This window comes from Priestia sp. YIM B13490 (assembly GCF_042787735.1).
In the GTDB taxonomy this organism is placed as follows: Bacteria; Bacillota; Bacilli; order Bacillales; family Bacillaceae_H; genus Priestia; species Priestia megaterium.
Genome location: NZ_JBHZOT010000004.1, coordinates 125,978 through 145,685, shown reverse-complemented (window position 1 = coordinate 145,685; position 19,708 = coordinate 125,978). Strand labels below are relative to the sequence as shown.

The 19,708-nt window shown below is 38.7% G+C and carries 24 protein-coding genes and 1 other annotated feature; of the genes, 22 read left to right on the top strand and 2 right to left on the bottom strand.

What is annotated here, in order from left to right; translation table 11 throughout:
* Positions 1-91: 91 nt before the first annotated feature.
* From ACFX4R_RS15130 to pheA, 22 genes are all read left to right on the top strand, one after another.
* Complete coding sequence (locus tag ACFX4R_RS15130) at positions 92-1,390, top strand: bifunctional folylpolyglutamate synthase/dihydrofolate synthase (protein WP_377569894.1); 1,299 nt, start codon at positions 92-94, stop codon at positions 1,388-1,390.
* A gap of 156 nt (positions 1,391-1,546) precedes the next feature.
* Complete coding sequence (locus ACFX4R_RS15125; RefSeq protein WP_013059351.1) at positions 1,547-2,104, top strand: DUF420 domain-containing protein; 558 nt, start codon at positions 1,547-1,549, stop codon at positions 2,102-2,104.
* A gap of 185 nt (positions 2,105-2,289) precedes the next feature.
* Complete coding sequence (locus ACFX4R_RS15120) at positions 2,290-2,481, top strand: hypothetical protein (RefSeq protein WP_097824636.1); 192 nt, start codon at positions 2,290-2,292, stop codon at positions 2,479-2,481.
* Positions 2,478-3,233 carry a prepilin peptidase gene (locus tag ACFX4R_RS15115; RefSeq protein WP_340596358.1) on the top strand — a complete coding sequence of 252 codons (756 nt, stop codon included), beginning with the start codon at positions 2,478-2,480 and terminating at the stop codon, positions 3,231-3,233. Before ACFX4R_RS15120 ends, ACFX4R_RS15115 begins: the two co-directional genes overlap by 4 nt.
* A gap of 118 nt (positions 3,234-3,351) precedes the next feature.
* Entirely contained in the window at positions 3,352-4,425 is a 1,074-nt protein-coding gene (locus ACFX4R_RS15110; RefSeq protein ID WP_377569892.1) for an SPOR domain-containing protein, read from the top strand.
* A gap of 110 nt (positions 4,426-4,535) precedes the next feature.
* Positions 4,536-5,105 carry a Maf family protein gene (locus ACFX4R_RS15105; protein ID WP_043976108.1) on the top strand — a complete coding sequence of 190 codons (570 nt, stop codon included), beginning with the start codon at positions 4,536-4,538 and terminating at the stop codon, positions 5,103-5,105.
* A gap of 15 nt (positions 5,106-5,120) precedes the next feature.
* Positions 5,121-5,807, top strand: a complete 687-nt coding sequence (gene radC / locus ACFX4R_RS15100; RefSeq protein ID WP_013059346.1) for a RadC family protein — start codon at positions 5,121-5,123, stop codon at positions 5,805-5,807.
* Positions 5,808-6,036: 229 nt separating this feature from the next.
* Positions 6,037-7,062 carry a rod shape-determining protein gene (locus ACFX4R_RS15095; RefSeq protein WP_013059345.1) on the top strand — a complete coding sequence of 342 codons (1,026 nt, stop codon included), beginning with the start codon at positions 6,037-6,039 and terminating at the stop codon, positions 7,060-7,062.
* A 19-nt stretch (positions 7,063-7,081) separates the two neighbouring features.
* Positions 7,082-7,963: a rod shape-determining protein MreC gene (mreC, locus tag ACFX4R_RS15090; protein WP_013059344.1), complete on the top strand. Its 882-nt coding sequence runs from the start codon at positions 7,082-7,084 to the stop codon at positions 7,961-7,963.
* Positions 7,963-8,481 carry a rod shape-determining protein MreD gene (gene mreD / locus ACFX4R_RS15085; RefSeq protein WP_013059343.1) on the top strand — a complete coding sequence of 173 codons (519 nt, stop codon included), beginning with the start codon at positions 7,963-7,965 and terminating at the stop codon, positions 8,479-8,481. Before mreC ends, mreD begins: the two co-directional genes overlap by 1 nt.
* A 116-nt stretch (positions 8,482-8,597) precedes the next feature.
* On the top strand, positions 8,598-9,281 hold the full coding sequence (gene minC, locus ACFX4R_RS15080) for a septum site-determining protein MinC (RefSeq protein ID WP_013059342.1): 684 nt from the start codon (positions 8,598-8,600) through the stop codon (positions 9,279-9,281).
* A 2-nt stretch (positions 9,282-9,283) separates the two neighbouring features.
* Positions 9,284-10,084, top strand: a complete 801-nt coding sequence (minD, locus tag ACFX4R_RS15075; RefSeq protein WP_013059341.1) for a septum site-determining protein MinD — start codon at positions 9,284-9,286, stop codon at positions 10,082-10,084.
* Between the two features lie 120 nt (positions 10,085-10,204).
* Entirely contained in the window at positions 10,205-10,987 is a 783-nt protein-coding gene (locus ACFX4R_RS15070; protein WP_043976110.1) for a M23 family metallopeptidase, read from the top strand.
* Positions 10,980-11,846, top strand: coding sequence for a M50 family metallopeptidase (locus tag ACFX4R_RS15065; protein WP_280560354.1), 867 nt, complete (start codon positions 10,980-10,982; stop codon positions 11,844-11,846). Before ACFX4R_RS15070 ends, ACFX4R_RS15065 begins: the two co-directional genes overlap by 8 nt.
* A gap of 81 nt (positions 11,847-11,927) precedes the next feature.
* The gene (locus ACFX4R_RS15060; protein WP_280560353.1) at positions 11,928-13,397 is read left to right on the top strand and encodes an Rne/Rng family ribonuclease; all 1,470 of its coding nucleotides are present in this window, start codon (positions 11,928-11,930) and stop codon (positions 13,395-13,397) included.
* Between the two features lie 78 nt (positions 13,398-13,475).
* Positions 13,476-13,547: a sequence feature (ribosomal protein L21 leader region), on the top strand.
* A 14-nt stretch (positions 13,548-13,561) separates the two neighbouring features.
* Positions 13,562-13,870: a 50S ribosomal protein L21 gene (gene rplU / locus ACFX4R_RS15055; protein ID WP_013059337.1), complete on the top strand. Its 309-nt coding sequence runs from the start codon at positions 13,562-13,564 to the stop codon at positions 13,868-13,870.
* A gap of 9 nt (positions 13,871-13,879) precedes the next feature.
* The gene (locus ACFX4R_RS15050; RefSeq protein ID WP_013059336.1) at positions 13,880-14,212 is read left to right on the top strand and encodes a ribosomal-processing cysteine protease Prp; all 333 of its coding nucleotides are present in this window, start codon (positions 13,880-13,882) and stop codon (positions 14,210-14,212) included.
* Positions 14,213-14,228: 16 nt separating this feature from the next.
* Positions 14,229-14,522, top strand: coding sequence for a 50S ribosomal protein L27 (gene rpmA, locus ACFX4R_RS15045; protein WP_013059335.1), 294 nt, complete (start codon positions 14,229-14,231; stop codon positions 14,520-14,522).
* A gap of 171 nt (positions 14,523-14,693) precedes the next feature.
* Positions 14,694-15,230: a Spo0B C-terminal domain-containing protein gene (locus ACFX4R_RS15040; protein ID WP_013085118.1), complete on the top strand. Its 537-nt coding sequence runs from the start codon at positions 14,694-14,696 to the stop codon at positions 15,228-15,230.
* Positions 15,231-15,281: 51 nt separating this feature from the next.
* Complete coding sequence (obgE, locus tag ACFX4R_RS15035; protein WP_013085117.1) at positions 15,282-16,568, top strand: GTPase ObgE; 1,287 nt, start codon at positions 15,282-15,284, stop codon at positions 16,566-16,568.
* 33 nt (positions 16,569-16,601) lie between these two features.
* Positions 16,602-17,051 (top strand): ACT domain-containing protein, encoded by a 450-nt coding sequence (locus tag ACFX4R_RS15030; RefSeq protein ID WP_013059332.1) that lies wholly within the window; start codon positions 16,602-16,604, stop codon positions 17,049-17,051.
* A gap of 28 nt (positions 17,052-17,079) precedes the next feature.
* The gene (gene pheA / locus ACFX4R_RS15025) at positions 17,080-17,952 is read left to right on the top strand and encodes a prephenate dehydratase (RefSeq protein WP_028410569.1); all 873 of its coding nucleotides are present in this window, start codon (positions 17,080-17,082) and stop codon (positions 17,950-17,952) included.
* Between the two features lie 28 nt (positions 17,953-17,980).
* Here pheA and ACFX4R_RS15020 read toward each other — a convergent pair whose 3' ends face one another.
* Together ACFX4R_RS15020 and ACFX4R_RS15015 are read right to left on the bottom strand one after the other, a co-directional pair.
* Positions 17,981-18,526 carry a transcription repressor NadR gene (locus tag ACFX4R_RS15020; RefSeq protein WP_043976116.1) on the bottom strand — a complete coding sequence of 182 codons (546 nt, stop codon included), beginning with the start codon at positions 18,524-18,526 and terminating at the stop codon, positions 17,981-17,983.
* Positions 18,527-18,541: 15 nt separating this feature from the next.
* Positions 18,542-19,678: an IscS subfamily cysteine desulfurase gene (locus ACFX4R_RS15015; protein WP_377569889.1), complete on the bottom strand. Its 1,137-nt coding sequence runs from the start codon at positions 19,676-19,678 to the stop codon at positions 18,542-18,544.
* Positions 19,679-19,708 lie beyond the last annotated feature (30 nt).

The window sequence follows — 19,708 nt, the reverse complement described above, 5'->3', positions numbered from 1 at the left end:
GGGTTAATGAACCAACAGAAAAAGCGTGGCTTGTATAGCGACGCTTTTTCTCTACATAATAATAGCGATGGAAAAGAAAGGTGAATAAAAGATGATAACGACATATGAAGAAGCGCTTGATTGGATTCATAACAGACTTCGCTTTGGAATCAAGCCGGGGTTAGAACGAATGGAATGGATGCTAGAGCAGCTTGATTTTCCGCAGCAAAATCTAAATGCTATTCATGTTGCTGGGACGAATGGTAAAGGTTCTACCGTTTCTTATTTGCGAAACATGTTAGAAGAAGCAGGGTATAAAGTTGGAACGTTTACTTCTCCTTATATCGAAACATTTAATGAGCGGATCAGCGTGAATGGACAGCCTATTTCAAATGAAGCAATGACCGCTCTTGTTCAGGAAATAAAGCCTGTTGTGGAGCGACTAGAACATACAAGCTTAGGATCAGCAACGGAATTTGAAGTGATTACAGTCATGGCTTTTCTTTATTTCGGCTATCATGAGTCAGTTGACTATGCTGTGTTTGAAACAGGTCTTGGAGGACGATATGACTCAACAAACGTTGTGAATCCTATGGTGAGTATTATTACAAACATTGGATTTGATCACATGGCAATATTAGGTGATACGGTAGAAGAAATTGCAGCAGAAAAAGCGGGGATTATTAAAAAAGAAGTCCCTATTATTACCGGTGCAGAGCAAGTGAAGGCGCTTGATGTCATTACTAAAGAAGCAAAGTCAAAGCATGCTTCGTTATTTGTGTTAGGAAAAGATTTTGACATTAAAAACTATGAGCCATTAGCAAATGGAGAAGGCTTTGCGTTAAAAACGCCGTATGGCACATTTGAACATTTAGAATTAAATATGCTTGGCTATCATCAAGTGAAAAATGCAGCTTTGGCTCTCATGGCCGTTTGTTATTTAAAAGAAAAGAAAAAGCTTTCTATCTCCAATGAGCAAATGATAAAAGGGATTCAGCATACAAAGTGGAACGGCCGCTTTGAGATAGTAAATGAGCATCCTTTAACGATTATTGATGGGGCTCATAATGCAGAAGGCATTGATAGCTTGTTATCTACTTTACGCCTTCATTATGAAAATCGAAACATTCATTTAATTTTCAGCTGCTTAAATGATAAAAGTGCTGATCGAATGGTTCAAGAACTTGAAACAATCGCTGCAAGTATTACATTTACGTCGTTTGACTTTCCTCGTGCTCGCCCAGCTGGGGAGCTTTATGAGATGAGTACTCATCATAATAAGCATATGGATGAAGAGTGGAAAAAAGCAATTGCTTACGTAAAGGAAAAGGCGACAGGTGAACAAGACATGGTCGTGATTACAGGGTCTCTGTATTTTATATCAGAAGTAAGGGCTTTTCTTCTAAAATGAGCAAAAGCAGCAAGTGAAATCTTGCTGCTTTTAACATAATGTGAGGAAGGGATACGGATAATAAGGAAGCACTAAGTTCAAAGTATTGTCACTTTCACCCCCTAGGTAAGTGATATATAATAAACATGTACATCACTAAATAAGGAGATTGTTAACATGAGTAAGAATAATGAAAAAATTGTACCAAAAAGTAATAAAAACTTTACCGGTATTATTCTTACCTTTTCAGTGATAGCGAATGTTATTATTTTACTGCTATTCTTTTCGAATATTGGCTATCAAGGAAAAGTAAGTTTTGATTTGACTATCTTTCCACGGTTAAATGCTATTTTGAATAGTTTTACGTTTATTTTTTTAGTTGCAGCGTTGATTTCAATTTTCAGGAAAAATATTAATGCTCATAAAGGTTTTATTTTAGCAGCATTCACTTCCACACTGCTCTTTTTAGTTTCATATTTAACATTCCATTACATTTCCACAGAAACAGCTACGTTCGGTGGAGAAGGAATCGTTCGTCCCATTTACTTCTTCATTTTGATCACACACAGTTTCCTAGCAGCGATTATTGTTCCGCTGGCACTGTTTGCACTTGTGTGGGGCTGGACAATGCAAGTTGAAAAACACAAAAAAATTGTGCGATGGACAATGCCAATCTGGCTTTATGTAAGTCTTACAGGTGTAATTGTCTACTTATTTATGGCTCCTTACTATTAAAAGACGTCTGCTTTTGCAGACGTTTTTTTATGCTGTTTTTGTTTTTTAGTGGTATAATCCTTATTACCTATAAAAAGTGTGTTTTAAGGAAGGAGGCATACAGAATATTACTTTTGTGGGTATTATGATTCAGTTTATTAACCAAGGAGCTGTTTGATACTAATCAATAAAGGAGAGATATTGAAATGGATAAACTGTCAACGAGGAATAAAGGAATTTCTCTAATGAAAGTGATCGTACTGGTTATCGTAATAGGTCTTCTTGCAGCTTTTCTCATTCCGTTTCTTGGCAGCTATTTAAGGGAACGAGATACATTCCTTCACTCAAAAGAAAACCTACAATTAAGCAGCAGGCCTGAGATGGAAGAAATAGTATGAGTTTAATTTACCTCTATGCATTTGTTTCAGGTATCACGTTAGGTTCATTTTATAACGTAGCAGGACTTAGAATACCTCAGAAAAAATCTATTTTATCTCCAAGATCTCATTGTCCACACTGTTTATACGTTCTTTCTCCACAACAATTAATTCCCATAGTCTCCTACATTAAAAATGCAGGAAAATGTAGTATGTGTCACAAAAAAATCTCCTTCATCTACCCATTCATAGAATTTTCGACAGGAAGTTTATTTGTATATGCTTTTTTTAGATTGAATATGACGTTAGAACTGATTGTCATATTAACCTTTGTTTCTTTTTTAACAATTATAGTTGTCTCAGACATAGTCTATATGATTGTCCCAAATAAGGTGCTGCTTTTCTTTTTGCCTATCTTTCTACTTGAGCGTCTTTTCATTCCATTAAATTCGTGGAGTGATTCCTTAATGGGAGGAGGAATCGTATTTTTTCTCCTCTTTCTAATCGCATTTCTCAGCAGAGGAGGGCTTGGAGAAGGAGATATTAAACTGTATGCTTTGATTGGTATTGTGCTTGGAGTAAAGCTTGTTTTGCTATCGCTTTTTTTAGCTATATTAATAGGCGGAATCGTTAGTATAGGAGCGTTATTAATGAAAAAGGCAAAGGTAGGTGTACCAATTCCTTTCGTTCCATTTATTTTTATAGGCACAATCGCTGCTTATTTTCATGGAAACGAATTGATAGATTGGTATGTTAGCAACTATTTTTATTGAGCTTCAAGTCTTCGACAAATTTAAAATTTCTGTAACTAAATAGCGAAAACCTTTTGTAACAAGACGACAAATGTCTTGTTATTTTTTTTTTCTTCTATGATAGCATGGAAAAAAGTGTATGTTTTATGTCGGTTTACCTCAGCTTGCAACCGGTACTAAGACTACGTTAACTAAAGGCGGTGGGGCAGTGGACAAGCAGGAACGAAAAATTTCAATTAAAATCAACGGTCAATCCAAGGAAGAACAAGTGCCAGAAAAAGACGAGTTTACGTGGGTTCTTCCGGAACCGGGATCCACAGATTCTCATGTGGAAGAAAATAAAGTGGTGTTTATTGAAGATGTAAGAAATGAAAAAAAGAAAAAGCCGCGATTACATCCTAAAAATGTTTCGATTAAAACGGTAAGCGGCGGTGTGATCAAACGAACAGCTGTGATTGTACTGCTAGCAGTTGGAATAGGCAGCGGCATCGGTATGGTTGGTGTGAAAATGATGACAGGAAGCGAACAGCCTGTAAGCAAAGCACAAACAAGTGAGCAAACGAAAGAAGAAAAAACTTCTCAAACAGCGTCTACCACTGAAAGTGTTGGTAAAGCTGAAAAGAAAAGCGAACAGGAATCGAAGGGGACATCAGCTGCTGCTTCTACTTTAGAACCTTTTTCCTTTTACATTGTTCAAGCAGGTGCTTTTTCATCAAAAACTGCTGCAAATAAAGCAATGGATAAATGGAAAGAAGAGAACGAAGCAGGCGAGATCTTTTCACCTAAAACCTATTCTCTTGTCGTTGGTGCTGCCACTGGAGAAGAAAAAGCGAACGCACTTAGTAAAACTTATAAACAACAAGGTAAAGATGTATATGTAAAGTCTTATGAAATTAAGCCCACTAGCGAATTAGGGAAAAAAGATCAAACGGTTATAACAACAGCGCAGCCGTTTATGGCTAATCTCTTAGATCAATCTGTTAAAGCGATTGAAGGACAGCGGGTAGCCGATATCAAATCTCTGAAAAAAGAGCTGACAAAAGTTCAGAAAGAAGCGTCAAATGAAGACATTAAAACCATGGTGAGCACCCTTCAAAAAGCTGCTGCTTCTCTTTCTTCATATGAAGATAATAAAAGCAGTAAAGATGCTTGGCTTGCTCAGCGATACGTGTTAAAAGCTCTTCAGCAGTATGAAAGCCTTGTAACGTCTTAACAAGTGAGGTAGTGTAATGCTGCCTCACTTGTTTATTGTCATTTGGGGATGAAATTGCTAAAATAACGGTGTGTCCTTCTTTTTTAAATCAAAATGCAAAGGTGAGATGTATGAAACAAACATTAATTTTAGCCTCAGGCTCTCCTCGTCGAAAAGAATTACTTCAGCAGCTTCACATTCCCTTTACCGTTCACGTTAGTACAATTGAAGAAATCATCAATCCATTATACACTCCGTCCGAGGTAGTAATGGATTTAGCTAGGCAAAAAGCAGTGGACGTCGCTTCGCATCATAAAGAGGATATTGTCCTAGGTGCCGATACAGTTGTCGTATATGGCAATCGTATTTTAGGAAAGCCAAAAACGAACCAAGAAGCGATTGAAACACTTACGATGCTGTCAGGTCAAAAACATCAGGTGTTAACTGGAGTAGCGTTCGTATCAAATGCAAAAGTTCATACGTTTTATGAACAAACAGATGTAGAGTTTTGGCCGATTGAAGAAGATGAAATCGTACAGTACGTAGAGTCAGGAGAGCCTATGGATAAGGCTGGTTCTTATGGAATTCAAGGTCTCGGTGCTGCGCTAGTTAAAAAAATTGAAGGAGACTATTTCTCCGTGGTGGGCTTGCCGCTCTCCCGAACAATACGTGAGCTAAAAAAATACGGTTTCGTTTACTAAAAAGGAGTGGCGAAATTGGATCAATCATTGTTAATTAAAGATTTTCCTCAAGATGAAAGACCTCGAGAGCGCCTTGTGTCAATGGGTGCTTCTAGTCTTTCTAACCACGAGCTTATTGCTATTTTGCTGCGTACTGGAACCAAAGATGAATCTGTTCTTCAGCTGTCCAATCGCATATTAACGCATTTTGAAGGTCTTCAACTTTTGCAGCATGCATCGCTTGATGAAATGATGAATATTAAAGGTATCGGACCTGCAAAAGCAATTCAAATTATAGCGGCTATTGAAATAGGTAAGAGGATTGTACAGCGGAAATCTAGTCAGCGATATACCATTCATGGCCCTGAAGACGGAGCTAATTATGTGATGGAAGAAATGCGCGTGCTGTCTCAAGAGCATTTCGTCTGTTTATACCTCAACACGAAAAATCAAGTTCTCCACAAGCAAACCATTTTTATCGGAAGCCTCAATTCATCTATTGTCCATCCAAGAGAAGTATTTAAAGAAGCCTTTCGTCGTTCAGCTGCATCCCTTATTTGTATTCATAATCATCCCTCCGGCGACCCTACTCCCAGCAGAGAAGATATAGAGGTAACGAAGCGCTTAAAAGAGTGCGGATTTATCATAGGAATTGAATTGTTAGATCATTTAATTATCGGAGATCGAAAATATATTAGTTTAAAAGAAAAAGGATACATGTAAGGCTATGCTTTTTAAAATCCTTGGGTTATAATAGTAGTCATGATTTTAAATGACAAGTTCTTTACAATCATTCGTTATTAATAGACAAAGTATGACTTTTTATCATACAATATTTGGCGTTGACATCTATGAAAAAAGTATAGAAAATAAAAAATGTTACTTATGAAATGAAGAAATTGAATTATGGAATTTTTACCTTTGCATTTTGGTAAGAGAAAGGAAGAGACACATGTTTGGAATCGGTACTAGAGACCTTGGAATAGATTTGGGTACTGCAAATACGCTCGTTTATGTAAAAGGAAAAGGAATTGTTGTGCGTGAGCCGTCTGTTGTGGCTTTGCAAACTGATACAAAACAAATCGTTGCGGTAGGTAACGATGCAAAAAATATGATTGGTCGTACACCTGGGAACGTAGTAGCCCTTCGTCCAATGAAAGATGGAGTTATTGCAGATTACGAAACAACTGCGACGATGATGAAATATTACATCAATCAAGCTCAAAAAACAAAAAGTTTGTTTGCGGGTAAGCCGTATGTAATGGTTTGTGTACCTTCTGGCATTACAGCTGTTGAGAAACGTGCCGTTATTGATGCGACTCGTCAGGCTGGCGCGCGTGATGCGTATACAATTGAAGAACCGTTTGCTGCAGCAATCGGCGCCAATCTACCGGTTTGGGAGCCAACGGGAAGTATGGTAGTAGATATTGGCGGAGGAACAACAGAAGTTGCGATTATTTCCTTAGGAGGAATCGTAACATGTCAGTCAATCCGTATCGCTGGGGACGAGATGGATGAAGCGATTATTCAATATATTCGCAAGAATTACAATTTAATGATCGGTGAGCGTACGTCAGAAGCATTAAAAGTAGAAGTCGGTTCTGCCGGAATTCCAGAAGGTATTGAAAACATGGAAATTCGCGGACGTGACTTACTAACAGGTCTACCGAAAACAATCGAAATTTCAGCAGAAGAAATTGCAGAAGCGCTAAAAGATACAGTGGCTTCTATTGTAGATTCAGTAAAAAGTACATTAGAAAAAACACCACCTGAACTTGCGGCAGATATTATGGATCGCGGTATTGTATTAACAGGCGGTGGCGCATTGCTACGTAATTTAGATAAAGTTATTAGTGAAGAAACAAATATGCCGGTTGTCATCGCAGAAGATCCGCTTGACTGTGTTGCAATTGGAACTGGTAAAGCGTTAGAACACATTGATTTATTTAAAAATCGTACAAGCGATTCATATCGCTAAATATTAAGAGGTGTAGATCGTGCCACAATTTTTCTTAAATAAACGTTTAGTTATTTTATTAGTCAGTATTATTGTATTAGTGGCATTGATTGGTTTTTCGTTAAATGGTCGTAAAAATGTAACGTGGCCTGAACAGTTTGTCAAAGATACGGTTGGTCTTGTTCAGGCTACCTTTAATGAACCCGCACAATTTGTAGCGGGTTTCTTTCAGAATGTAGGTGACTTAAAGCGTACATACGAAGAAAACGAGGTATTAAAAGCCCGTTTAGACGAACGCATGCAATTAGAAACGAAAGCCAACGCTTTGCAGCAAGAAAATAAAAAATTAAGAGCACAGCTCGACAAAAAAACGGATTTAAGTCAATACAACCCAATCGAAGCAACAGTTATTGCTCGTAATCCAGACCGTTGGCATGAGGTAATTGCCATTGATAAAGGGACGGTTCATAATGTGCAGGAAAATATGGCTGTTATGACTCCTGAAGGGCTGATTGGTAAAGTGAAGCATGCATCTAAGTTCACATCTACTGTGCAGTTAATTAGTTCATCAGATCGTACAAACCGTGTATCTGCTAAAATTCAGGCTAAAAAAGAAGTGTTTGGTTTAATTGAAGGCTATGATGATAAAGAACAGGCGCTTGTTATGCGTCGTATTCCATTTGATGCTGATATTAAAGAAAAGCAAAAAGTAGTAACGTCTGGTTTAGGACAAGAAGACGGCATTTTCCCTAGCAATCTTCCAATTGGCGTTATCACAAAAATTGAGCCTGATGAATATGGATTAACGAAAAAAGCTTATATCAAACCTGCTGCTGACTTGTATGACTTAGATAACGTAGTTGTAGCTAAAAGAAGTGCCCCCGCTGCTGAAGACGATTTAGGGGCGGAGGAGGCTAACTGATGAAGCGGTTTGTCCTTCCTATTCTCGTGCTTGTCGTTTTTATGTTTGAAAGTATCTTTGTTAATTTTGTCGCCATGGCATCACCATGGCGAGACTGGATTCTATCGCCTCACTTTGTTGTAGTGGTACTGGCTTTTATGTCAGTGTATTATCACCCAAAGCAAGCGATGCTATATGGGGTAATCCTTGGATTCATGTATGATATTGCCTTTACGGATGTCTTAGGAGTATACGCGCTTGGATTGCCGGCCGTATGCTATATCGTATCAAAACTAATGAAGATTTTTCAGCAAAATACGCTTATCGTAATCTGCATGTCGCTATTAGCTGTAGCCATTATTGAGTTTTATGTATATGGAATTAATAGCATTATTAATATATCCGATATGACCATTGGTCGCTTCTTGCAAGAGCGATTTTACGCAACCATCATTTTAAATGCCATATTTGCACTCATTTTTGCATTTCCGCTTCAAAGATGTTTTCAATATTTTGCTAAATTTATCGATGAACGCTGATCGGAACATACATTACGCTTCTCGTTCATGATAGGATAAAAATGCTGATTGAAGAAACGAAAAAAAGGAATTGAGTAAGTCTCTGTCGAAATTATATATTCGTTGAGGTGAGCGTCTTGAATAAACAAAAGCAACAAAATGTGACAATTAAAGGAACAAAAGATGGATTAACGTTGCATCTCAATGATACATGTTCATTTGCAGAGCTTTTGACGGAACTTAAGACGAAGCTTTTGACAAATAAGCATGGCGATGCCGATCAGATCGTCACAGTGTATGTCAAAATCGGAAATCGTTATTTAACTACAGAGCAGGAAACCGAATTGAAGGCGCTCATAGAAGAAAATCAGTATTTAGTAGTTAAACAAATTGATAGTAACGTTATTTTAAAGCAAGATGCAGTCCGCGTAAGAGAAGAAAGTGAATTAGTATCTGTTACAAAGGTAGTTCGTTCAGGACAGGTTCTCCATGTAGAAGGCGATTTGCTTCTAGTCGGAGACGTAAATCCCGGAGGAACCGTTGTAGCTGGAGGAAATTTATTTGTATTAGGTGCTTTAAAAGGGATTGCTCATGCAGGATATCGCGGCAATAAAAACGCCGTTATTGCTGCATCGTTAATGAAACCTTCACAGCTGCGCATTGCTGATATTATTACCCGATCAGAAGAAGAGCGCAGTGAGAAGGAAGAGAATATAATGGAATGTGCATACTTAGATGATAATGATCAAATGGTAATAGATCGCGTGCAAACTTTACCGCATCTAAGACCGAATTTGACCAGGGTAGAAAGGAGAATTTGACAGTGGGAGAGGCTATTGTTGTTACGTCTGGTAAAGGTGGAGTTGGAAAAACAACGACATCAGCCAATTTAGGTACTGCTCTAGCATTAGCTGGAAAGCGGGTGTGTCTAGTAGACACTGATATCGGCTTACGCAACTTGGATGTTGTAATGGGGCTTGAAAATCGTATTATTTATGATCTTGTAGACGTGGTAGAAGGTCGATGCCAACCGCAAAAAGCCTTGATTAAGGACAAGCGTTTTGAATGTTTGTACTTACTTCCTGCTGCTCAAACGAGTGACAAAACAGCTGTTCAACCAGAACAAATGCGAGAGTTAGTTCTTCAGTTAAAGCAAGACTATGACTATGTGGTTATTGATTGCCCAGCTGGTATTGAACAAGGCTATAAGAACGCCGTAGCTGGCGCTGATAAGGCACTCGTTGTGACAACACCGGAAGTTTCAGCTGTTCGTGATGCTGACCGTATTATTGGATTATTGGAGCAAGAGGATATCGAGTCTCCAAAACTGGTTATTAACCGAATCCGTAGTCATATGATGAAAAATGGAGACATGCTGGACGTGGAAGAAATTTCTCAGCTTCTAGCTGTTGATTTAATTGGAATCGTTGCTGACGATGAAAATGTTATTCGTGCTTCTAACAACGGTGAACCAATTGTCATGGACCCATCAAGCAAAGCATCAATTGCATATCGTAATATTGCAAGACGTATTCTAGGTGAAACGGTTCCTCTTCAATCGTTAGATGAAGAAGATAAGGGAATGTTTGCACGTATTAAACGATTCTTTGGTGTTCGTTCTTAAAAAGCTTCCGATAGAGGAAGCTTTTTTTATTTGTTTGATTTTGTAGAGTCAAGCTGTCATAAGCTCCACGGACAAGTCATATAGTTGATTATACGATAAGAACAAGGAGAATGATGAATCATGAATCGACGTGCTGATGAAATCCGTAAACGAATTGCTGAGCGTAAGCGAAAACAATTAAATACAACAAAGCGTCTTCCTCAAGAACCTCTTCATACGTCCTTAATGAGTGAAGAAGAAAAATATGGATCGATGGATTATTCTGCGGTTGAATACACACCATCAGCAAAGGAATATCACCCGTTATTTCGAAAAGAACGCTTTTTATTTAAAATTTTAGCTTCAGCCTGCTTAGTGTTAATTGTAGGGATTATGTTCAAGAACGCTTCTCCTACTTTTGAACATGCCAGAGTGGTGGTTCAACAAACAATGGATAAAGAATTTCAGTTTGCAGCTGTTTCCTCCTGGTACGAAGATAAGTTTGGGAAGCCGTTAACGCTATTGCCGAATAAACAGTCTAGCAAAACGGAGCAAAGTGTAAGCGGAGAATATGCTACTCCAGCTTCAGGGAAAGTAACGGAAACATTTGCTCAAAGTAAGCAAGGCGTGACGGTTCAAACAGGAGTGGATTCGGTTGTAGAAGCAATGAGTGAAGGTATCGTAAGGTATGTAGGGAAACGTGATGATACTGGGAATACCGTTATTATTCAACATGCCGATGGAACCGAAACTTGGTATGGACAGCTCAAAAAAATCAATGTTAGTATGTATGATTTTGTGAATAAAGGCAAAGAAGTAGGAATTGTGGAAAACAGTAAAAAAGGCGATGCTGGAACATTCTATTTTGCTATTAAAAAAGGCGATAAGTTTGTTGATCCTAGTCAGGTGATTCAATTTGAATAGTGCTTTTTCGTTATTGATGAAAATTCACATTCATCCATTGTTTTGGGGGATTTTCGTAATTGGTATCTTAACGGCTACGGTAAAGCAGCTTTTTTTGTTATTTATTATTGTAATTATTCATGAACTGGGCCACGCCGTAGCGGCTCAGTGTTTTTCTTGGCGGATTCGCAGAATTATGCTCTTACCTTTTGGGGGAGTAGCAGAAGTAGATGAACATGGGAATCGTCCATTTCGAGAAGAGTTTATTGTGATAATAAGTGGACCTCTTCAGCATCTCTGGATGTTTGGAGCTGCTTTCTTATTAATGAAAATAAATGTGTTGTCTTTGGAAACGTATGAGCAATTTATGTTTCAATGCACGGTGATTTTACTGTTTAATCTTTTGCCCATTTGGCCATTGGACGGAGGGAAGCTGCTTTTTTTAATTTGCAGTCGGTCTTTACCATTTTTAGAAGCGCATAAGCTTGCGCTCCGGTTATCAACGTTTTTTTTAGCTGTTGGTATTATTTATGCCGTCATTATGCATCCTTTTCAGCTGCACTTATGGATTGTTATTTCATTTTTAATTATATCCGGATATTTAGAATGGAAGAGCAGGCAATTTGTCTACATGCGCTTTTTGTTGGAGAGATATCATGGCAAAGAGCATCAAATTGGAGCTTTAAAAACACTAAGTGTATCAACCAGTGAGACGCTCCATCAAGTTCTGCAAAAATTCCAAAGAGGTTGTAAGCATATGATTATTGCTACATCTCAAACAGGCGAGCATGTACAAATTGATGAAAATGAACTTTTACACGCTTACTTTGTAGAAAAAAGAACAAATAGCCAACTAGACGAACTTGTAACAGTTTATTGATTTCTAGTAACATAGAATAGAATGAAAAAGTTCGGTGCACTGACCGAACTTTTTCCTATGAATTTAGATTAAAGTGAGGCAATGTATGTGAAGGCATGTATTATTAACGCGGCTACTTCTTCAAAACGTATAGCCGTGATAAACGATAAAGCACTAGAAAAAATCTATTTACAAGAACAAAGCGAGAATCAGATTATTGGTGATATATATTGGGGTAAAGTAGTAAAAGTACTACCGCATATGCAAGCAGCCTTTATCGATATCGGTTTATCAATGAACGGATTTATTCATCGAAATGAACTTGTATCCTATCAGCAGTCAGAGAATCCTCACAAAGATCAGCAGCCGATGTCTGCTTTTATCCGTGAAGGAGAAAAAGTATTGGTTCAAGTTGTAAAAGAAGGCATTGGGACAAAAGGGCCCAAGCTGACGGGTATCATTGAATTTTCTTCTGATGAGCTTGTATATTTACCGCACGGAAACTATGTCGCTGTATCCAAAAAAATAGCTGAGCCAAAACGACAACAGTGGAAACAGCTTGGTGAGCGGTTAAAACAAGGGATGGAAGGCTTTTTATTTCGAACAGCGATTGCAGAAAAATCAGAAGCCGCGGTCCAACATAAAATAAAAGAGCTACAGAAAAAATATGAGCGCCTTGAACGACAGACACAGGGAATGAAAGCTCCTGCCCTAGTCAGCAAAGGACAAGATTTTCTCGAAACAAGAGTGGAAGCTGCACTTCAACAAGGAATTGATGGGATAGTAGTAGATGACTTCGAGCTATATCAGCATCTTCAAACTACCTACCCTAACTCGTCAATAGAGTACTATAAAGGAAATGAAAATATTTTCTCTTTTTACGATGTGGAACGGCAAATAGAGAAGCTTTTAAAGCGAATCGTGTGGCTCAAAAGCGGAGGCTATATCGTTATTGACGAAACGGAAGCGATGACGGTCGTGGATGTGAACACGGGGAAGTTTTCAGGAAAAGATAATATTCGAAAGACAATGCTTCAAACAAATATGGAAGCTGCGTATGAACTGTCCAAACAGATGCAATTACGTCACTTAGGCGGCATGATCTTAATTGATTTTATAAATATGCCTCATAAAGAAGATCGGACAGAAGTAGAAAGATACATGAAAAAGCTATGTGAACAAGATGAAGTGCGGACGAATGTAGTTGGCTTTACAGAGCTTGGCATATTGCAATTAACGCGGAAGAAAGTGCGCAATAGTATTGGATCAACATTAACTATGCCTTGTGAAGTATGTGAAGGAACCGGTAAAATGATTGATTCCAAAACGGCTGCTTTTCAAATTGAACGTGTAATTTGGGAACATCGCGGCGCGGAAGAAGAGGCTATTTGGATTGAGGCGCGAAGTGATGTTATAAATGAAATGAAGGCTCAAGGATTTCTCAACGCTTTAGAGAAAATGGTAAAAAAAACCGTATATCTTACGCCAAGCAATGATTATACAAACGCATTTGTTTTGCGTCAATTGGGGTCGAATGAGCAGATCCAAAAAAGGGTCTCTGCTTCTATATAAAATTTTAGAAGAAAACATGAATTCCAATTGACACTAACCTTTGATTTGTAGTAAGATTTAATATGTTGGTTTGTAGCACCCGTGCTACAACCGCTCAGAACAGGTTTTAAGTTCACTTGAACACCTGTGATGGCGAGTCTTAGTTTTTAGAGGAGGTGCAGAGAATGTACGCAATTATTGAAACTGGTGGTAAGCAAATTAAAGTAGAGGCTGGTCAAGCAATCTACGTTGAAAAACTTGCTGGTGAACAAGGCGAAACAGTTACTTTTGACAAAGTATTATTTGTAGGTGGCGACAGCGTGAAAGTTGGTGTTCCTTTCGTAGAAGGTGCAACAGTTACGGCTAAAGTTGAAAAACAAGGTCGCGCTAAAAAGATCACTGTATTTAAATACAAAGCAAAGAAAAACTATCGTCGTAAGCAAGGTCACCGTCAACCTTACACAAAAGTTGTAATCGACGCTATCAACGCGTAATTATAACAAATGATTAAGGTGACGATTTCTCGTGATGCAAATAAGAAAGTTGACGGGTTCACGATGAGTGGACATGCTGACTTTTCCGAACACGGAAAAGATCTTGTTTGTGCGGGAGCATCTGCAGTTTCATTTGGGACAATTAATGCTATCTTTTCAATAAGTGGGGTTGAACCGCACTTAGAGCAAGGTGGAGATGGTGGGTATCTCCGTTGTGAGATTCCAAAAGATGTGGATTCGTTCACATTGGAACAGATTCAATTGCTATTAGAAGGTATGGTTGTTTCACTGAAAACGATCGAATTAGATTACAGTAATTATATAAAAATTAACGACAACTAAACAGGAGGTGGATGTCATGTTAGTAAGATTAGACCTTCAATTCTTCGCTTCTAAAAAAGGAGTAGGTAGTACTAAAAACGGTCGTGATTCAATCTCGAAACGTCTTGGTGCTAAACGTGCTGATGGCCAATTCGTATCTGGTGGTTCAATTTTATACCGTCAACGCGGTACTAAAATTTACCCAGGTGCAAACGTAGGTCGTGGTGGAGATGATACTTTATTCGCTCAAATCGACGGTATCGTTAAATTTGAACGTTTCGGTCGTGACCGTAAAAAAGTATCTGTATACCCTGTTGCTCAAGAAGCATAAGATACAAAAAGAAAACTCTAACCCAAGTAGGTTAGAGTTTTCTTTTTGTAGAATATTTCACCTATTACCCATTGGAATTTGTTATAATCGAACATATCTAAGAAGATTGATACGAGATGTTTGTCAGCGTTGTGAAATACTTATGCTCGAGTCAAAGTTAGGAGTGCTAAGATGGAAAAAGAATGGGATGTCGTAGAAGTATTAAGATACGCGCGGCATGATTGGTTAAATAAGCTGCAATTAATCAAAGGCAATCTAGCGTTGAATCGGCTTGATCGAGCGAATGAAATCATTGAAGAAATTGTAAATGAATCCAAACATGAATCCAAGTTAACAAACATCAATATGCGACTGTTTGCGGGCTTTGTTATGACCTATCATTGGAATAACCATGCTGTTCGCTTAGATGTGGAAGTGCTCGGAGAATTGAAGGATTTATCACAATACGATGAGTTCGTATACAACTGGTGTTGCTATTTGACAGAAGCACTCGAAAAATATGTTGATTATCATGCAGAAAACTATTTGAGTATTTCAGTATGCATTGAAGAACAGGGAATTCGTTTCTTTTTTGACTTTAGTGGAATACTAACAGATATACAGAAGCTACAAAACAAGCTACAATGTTATGAGTGCGCTCAAGGAGTTGCATTGGTTGAACAGCATATGTCTGAAGATGAATTTAGCCTTATGCTCACAATAAGTTAACAGCGCTTTTGCTATTGCAGGAGCTAAGATATAGAACGGAGTGAAAAAGAAATGTTTGTAGATCAGGTCAAGGTATATGTAAAAGGTGGCGACGGAGGAAATGGAATGGTTGCCTTTCGTCGCGAAAAGTACGTACCAAAAGGAGGTCCTGCAGGTGGTGACGGTGGTCACGGTGCAGATGTCATCTTTGAAGTAGAAGAAGGATTGCGTACGCTGATGGATTTCCGCTATAAGCGTCACTTTAAAGCAAGCCGCGGTGAACATGGAATGTCAAAAGGACAGCACGGACGTAACGCTGAGCCGATGGTTGTAAAAGTTCCACCAGGTACGGTTGTGTTAGATGAAGATACGAACGAAACGATTGCTGATTTAGTTGAGCACGGCCAGCGCGCAGTGATTGCTAAAGGTGGACGCGGAGGGCGTGGGAATACGCGTTTTGCTACACCTGCAAATCCAGCACCGGAGCTTTCAGAAAATGGAGAGCCAGGTAAAGAGAGAAATGTAATTCTTGAATTAAAAGTATTAGCCGATGTAGGATTAGTTGGTTTTCCAAGTGTTGGAAAGTCAACGTTATTATCCGTAACGTCTGCTGCAAAGCCAAAAATTGCTGAATATCATTTTACAACAATTAATCCGAATTTAGGAGTAGTTGAAACAGAAGATAATCGCAGTTTTGTGATGGCAGATTTACCAGGGCTAATCGAAGGTGCACATGAAGGTGTAGGATTAGGTCATCAGTTTTTACGTCACATTGAACGTACCCGCGTTATTGTCCATGTAATCGATATGTCAGGTTTAGAAGGCCGTGATCCATATGAAGATTACTTAACCATCAATGAAGAGCTGCGTCAATATAATATGCGTTTAACAGAACGTCCGCAAGTAGTGGTAGCAAATAAAATGGATATCCCGCAAGCTGAAGAGAATCTAGCTGCATTCAAAGAAAAAGTAGGAGACGAAGTGAAAGTCTTTCCAATTTCTGCAGCAACGCGTAATGGAATCCGCGAACTGTTATTTACAGTAGCTGATCTTGTAGAAACTACGCCGGAATTCCCAATGCAAGAAGAGGAAGATCTATCTATGCACCGCGTACTGTACAAGCATGAAAAGAAAGAAGTGGAATTTGTTATTACGCGTGATAGCGATGGCTCATACGTATTAAGCGGTGAAAAAATCGAAAAATTATTCAAGATGACTGACTTCTCACGTGAAGAATCCGTTCGTCGATTTGCGCGTCAGCTTCGAGGCATGGGCGTCGATGAAGCCCTTCGTGAACGAGGAGCAAAAGATGGCGATATTGTAAAGCTGTTTGAATATGAATTTGAATTTATTGACTAATTGTTGTTCATAGGATAAGGGGAGGGGCTTTACTTGCATAAGAGCGATAAGCAGTTTTATTTAGTTCGCGAAGATGTATTACCAGAAGCGATGAAAAAAACATTGGATGCGAAGCTGTTAATTGAACGGGGAAAAGCTGAATCGGTAGCAGATGCTGTACAAGCCGTAGACTTGAGTCGCAGTGCTTTTTATAAGTACCGCGACACGGTCTTTCCGTTTCAGACGGTTGTCAAACAGCGAATTATTTCATTATTTTTTCATATTGAAGATCGATCAGGAACTTTATCACATTTATTAAGCACCGTTGCATCATCAGGATGCAATGTGTTAACGATTCACCAAACCATCCCTTTACAAGGGCGTGCCAACGTAACTCTTTCATTAGATACAGCAAGCATGAATGTTGAATTAAATGAAATGCTGCGAAGACTGAAAAGCTTAGAGTTTGTAGATAAAGTGGACGTGCTTGGTTCAGGGGCATAATGGCAAACAGATATAGATAAGGAGAGGCATGATTGTGGGGAAAGTAGGATATTTAGGACCAAAGGCAACATTTACACATGTAGCCGTCCAAGGCGTATTTAAACAGCACGACCATATTCCATACAAAACAATTCCAGCATGCATTGATGCAGTGGATAACGGAGAAATTGAGTATGGAATTGTACCGTTAGAAAATGCACTTGAAGGATCTGTAAATTTAACACTTGATTATCTTATTCATGAACGTCGTCTGCCGATTGTTGGAGAAATTGTGCTTCCAATTCGTCAGCATTTAATGGTTCATCCATCTCGTGCAGAACAGTGGAAAAACATTGAAACGATTTATTCTCATCCTCATGCAATTGCGCAGTGTCATAAATTTTTACACGGAGAATGTACGTCAACTGCAGTAGAAGAGATGACATCAACGGCGTTTGCTGCTAAGTATGTAAGCGAACACCCTGAGCTTAATATTGGAGCTATTGCGAATGGGTTAGCAGCCCATGAATATGGATTACATATTGCCTGCCCGAACATTCATGATTATGATCATAATACAACGAGGTTTGTTATTTTGCATAAAGATGGAGCGCAAGAGGTGCCATTTTTAGCTGGAAATGGGTGCAAGACCACGTTAATGATTACACTTCCATCTGATCAGGCAGGAGCACTTCATCAAGTGCTTTCAGCCTTCTCCTGGCGTAAGCTAAATCTGTCTAAAATAGAATCCCGTCCTATGAAAACAGGGCTTGGAAACTATTTCTTTATCGTTGATATTGAACAAAAAATGGATGAAGTATTAATCCCTGGGGCTATGGCTGAACTTGAGGCACTAGGCTGTAGCGTAGAGCTTTTAGGAAGCTATCCCCATACACTACTTGAAACAGAAATCCCGCTTTAAAGCGGGATTTTTTTGTTATAACACCTTTTTATTCATTCGAAACTAAATAGCCTTCCGCTTCAAGAGCTAAGCAGGCAGCATTCAGTTTTTCAATTGTATCTGCTTCAATCGTATGAAGGTGAATCCCATCTGTTAGCTGAGATAAATAAGTTGCGTTTGTTTCTTGAATTTTTTCTATAAACGTTTCTACTTCTTTTCGGGTTTGAATCATAACGGAAGCAGTTAATTCACCATACACAGGATGTTCAACTGTTACATCTTTTACGAGAACGCCGTGGTCAACAAGCAGGAGAAGCTCCTTTTTAGCATCTTCTGGCGTATGCTGACAGGCAATAATTCGCTGATGCACGGTAGTTTGAGATGGATTTTGAATGTAAATATATCCTTGGCTTGTTGCGATAATGGGCTCATTTTTAGCTTTAAGCAGCGAAATATCTTGTACAATGACTTGGCGGCTAACGTTCGTTCGTTTCGAAAGCTCACTGCCTGTCATTGGTTTATTCTCTGTTTGTAACCATTGTAGAATAAGTTCTCTTCTTTCTTCTCCAAGAATTTTCTTTTGAGTTCCTGGCACCTTTAATCCCTCCTTTTACACTGTCATAAATTCTTGCTGTAATAAATGAAAAACGGATATGAGTCGATCAATATGCTTAAACGTTGAATGTTGACTGAATGAAATACGTACAAAGTTCTTAGCATTCTCAGTCGATTTGCCAATCGCAAGCAGAGAAGCTAATGGTTCCTGCTGATTTACATGACAGGCACTTCCCGTAGATATAGCAATTCCGTGACGATTACATTGTAACATAACATATTGACCCTGTATGTTTGAAAACGTCAGTCCAATAATTCCAGGAAAATGAGAGTTCCCAAGGCCTTCTACTTCTATAAAAGGAGCAAGAGGATCTAGGTTTTCCAGTAAGTACGATTTTAAGCGTTCATAATGGCTTCGGGCGGTTTTCATTTCTGCATATGCGCATTCAGCTGCTGCAGTAAAGGCAGCAATGCCCGCTGTATTTACAGTCCCAGGGCGAAAGCCTTTTTCATGAGTTGCTTTATGGTAAATAGGCTTCCAAGAAGAACTTGAATTCATGTATACCATTCCTACACCTTTTGGTCCGTAAATTTTATGACTAGAGACTGAGATGCTATCAGCTTTCAGCTTTTTAACATCAATAGGAAGCTTACCAAAAGATTGAACACAATCACAGTGAAAGAGAATTTCTTTTTTAGATAAAAAATGGCCAATATCCTCAACTGGCTGAATTGCACCGAGCTCATGATTGATATGCTGAATGGCTACTAGCACAGTGTCAGGTCGAATCGTCTTCTTTAAGTCGTCTACAGACACAACTCCGCTTTGATCTACAGGTACATAAGATAGGGAAAATCCTTCTTTTTCAAGCTGCTGCAACGTATGAAGGACTGAAGAATGTTCAAGCTTCGTTGTCACTATATGTTTTCTTTCATCATTTTTTCCTTTTAAAAGAGAATGAATAGCTAAGTAATTAGCTTCTGTTCCCCCACTTGTAAAAAAAAGATCATCCTCTCGGCAATTTACTAACAGGCTTAATTTTTTTCTGCATAGCGTCAGTAAATTTTCTGCTTGTGTTCCAAGTGTGTGAAGACTGCTGGAGTTTCCATAATAGCTTGTTGCCGCTTCAGTATATACCTCAATTGCTTCTTGTCTCATTGGCGTTGTTGCTGCATAGTCCAGATAAATCATTTTCTCCCTCCGATAAAAAAACTTCTTGTC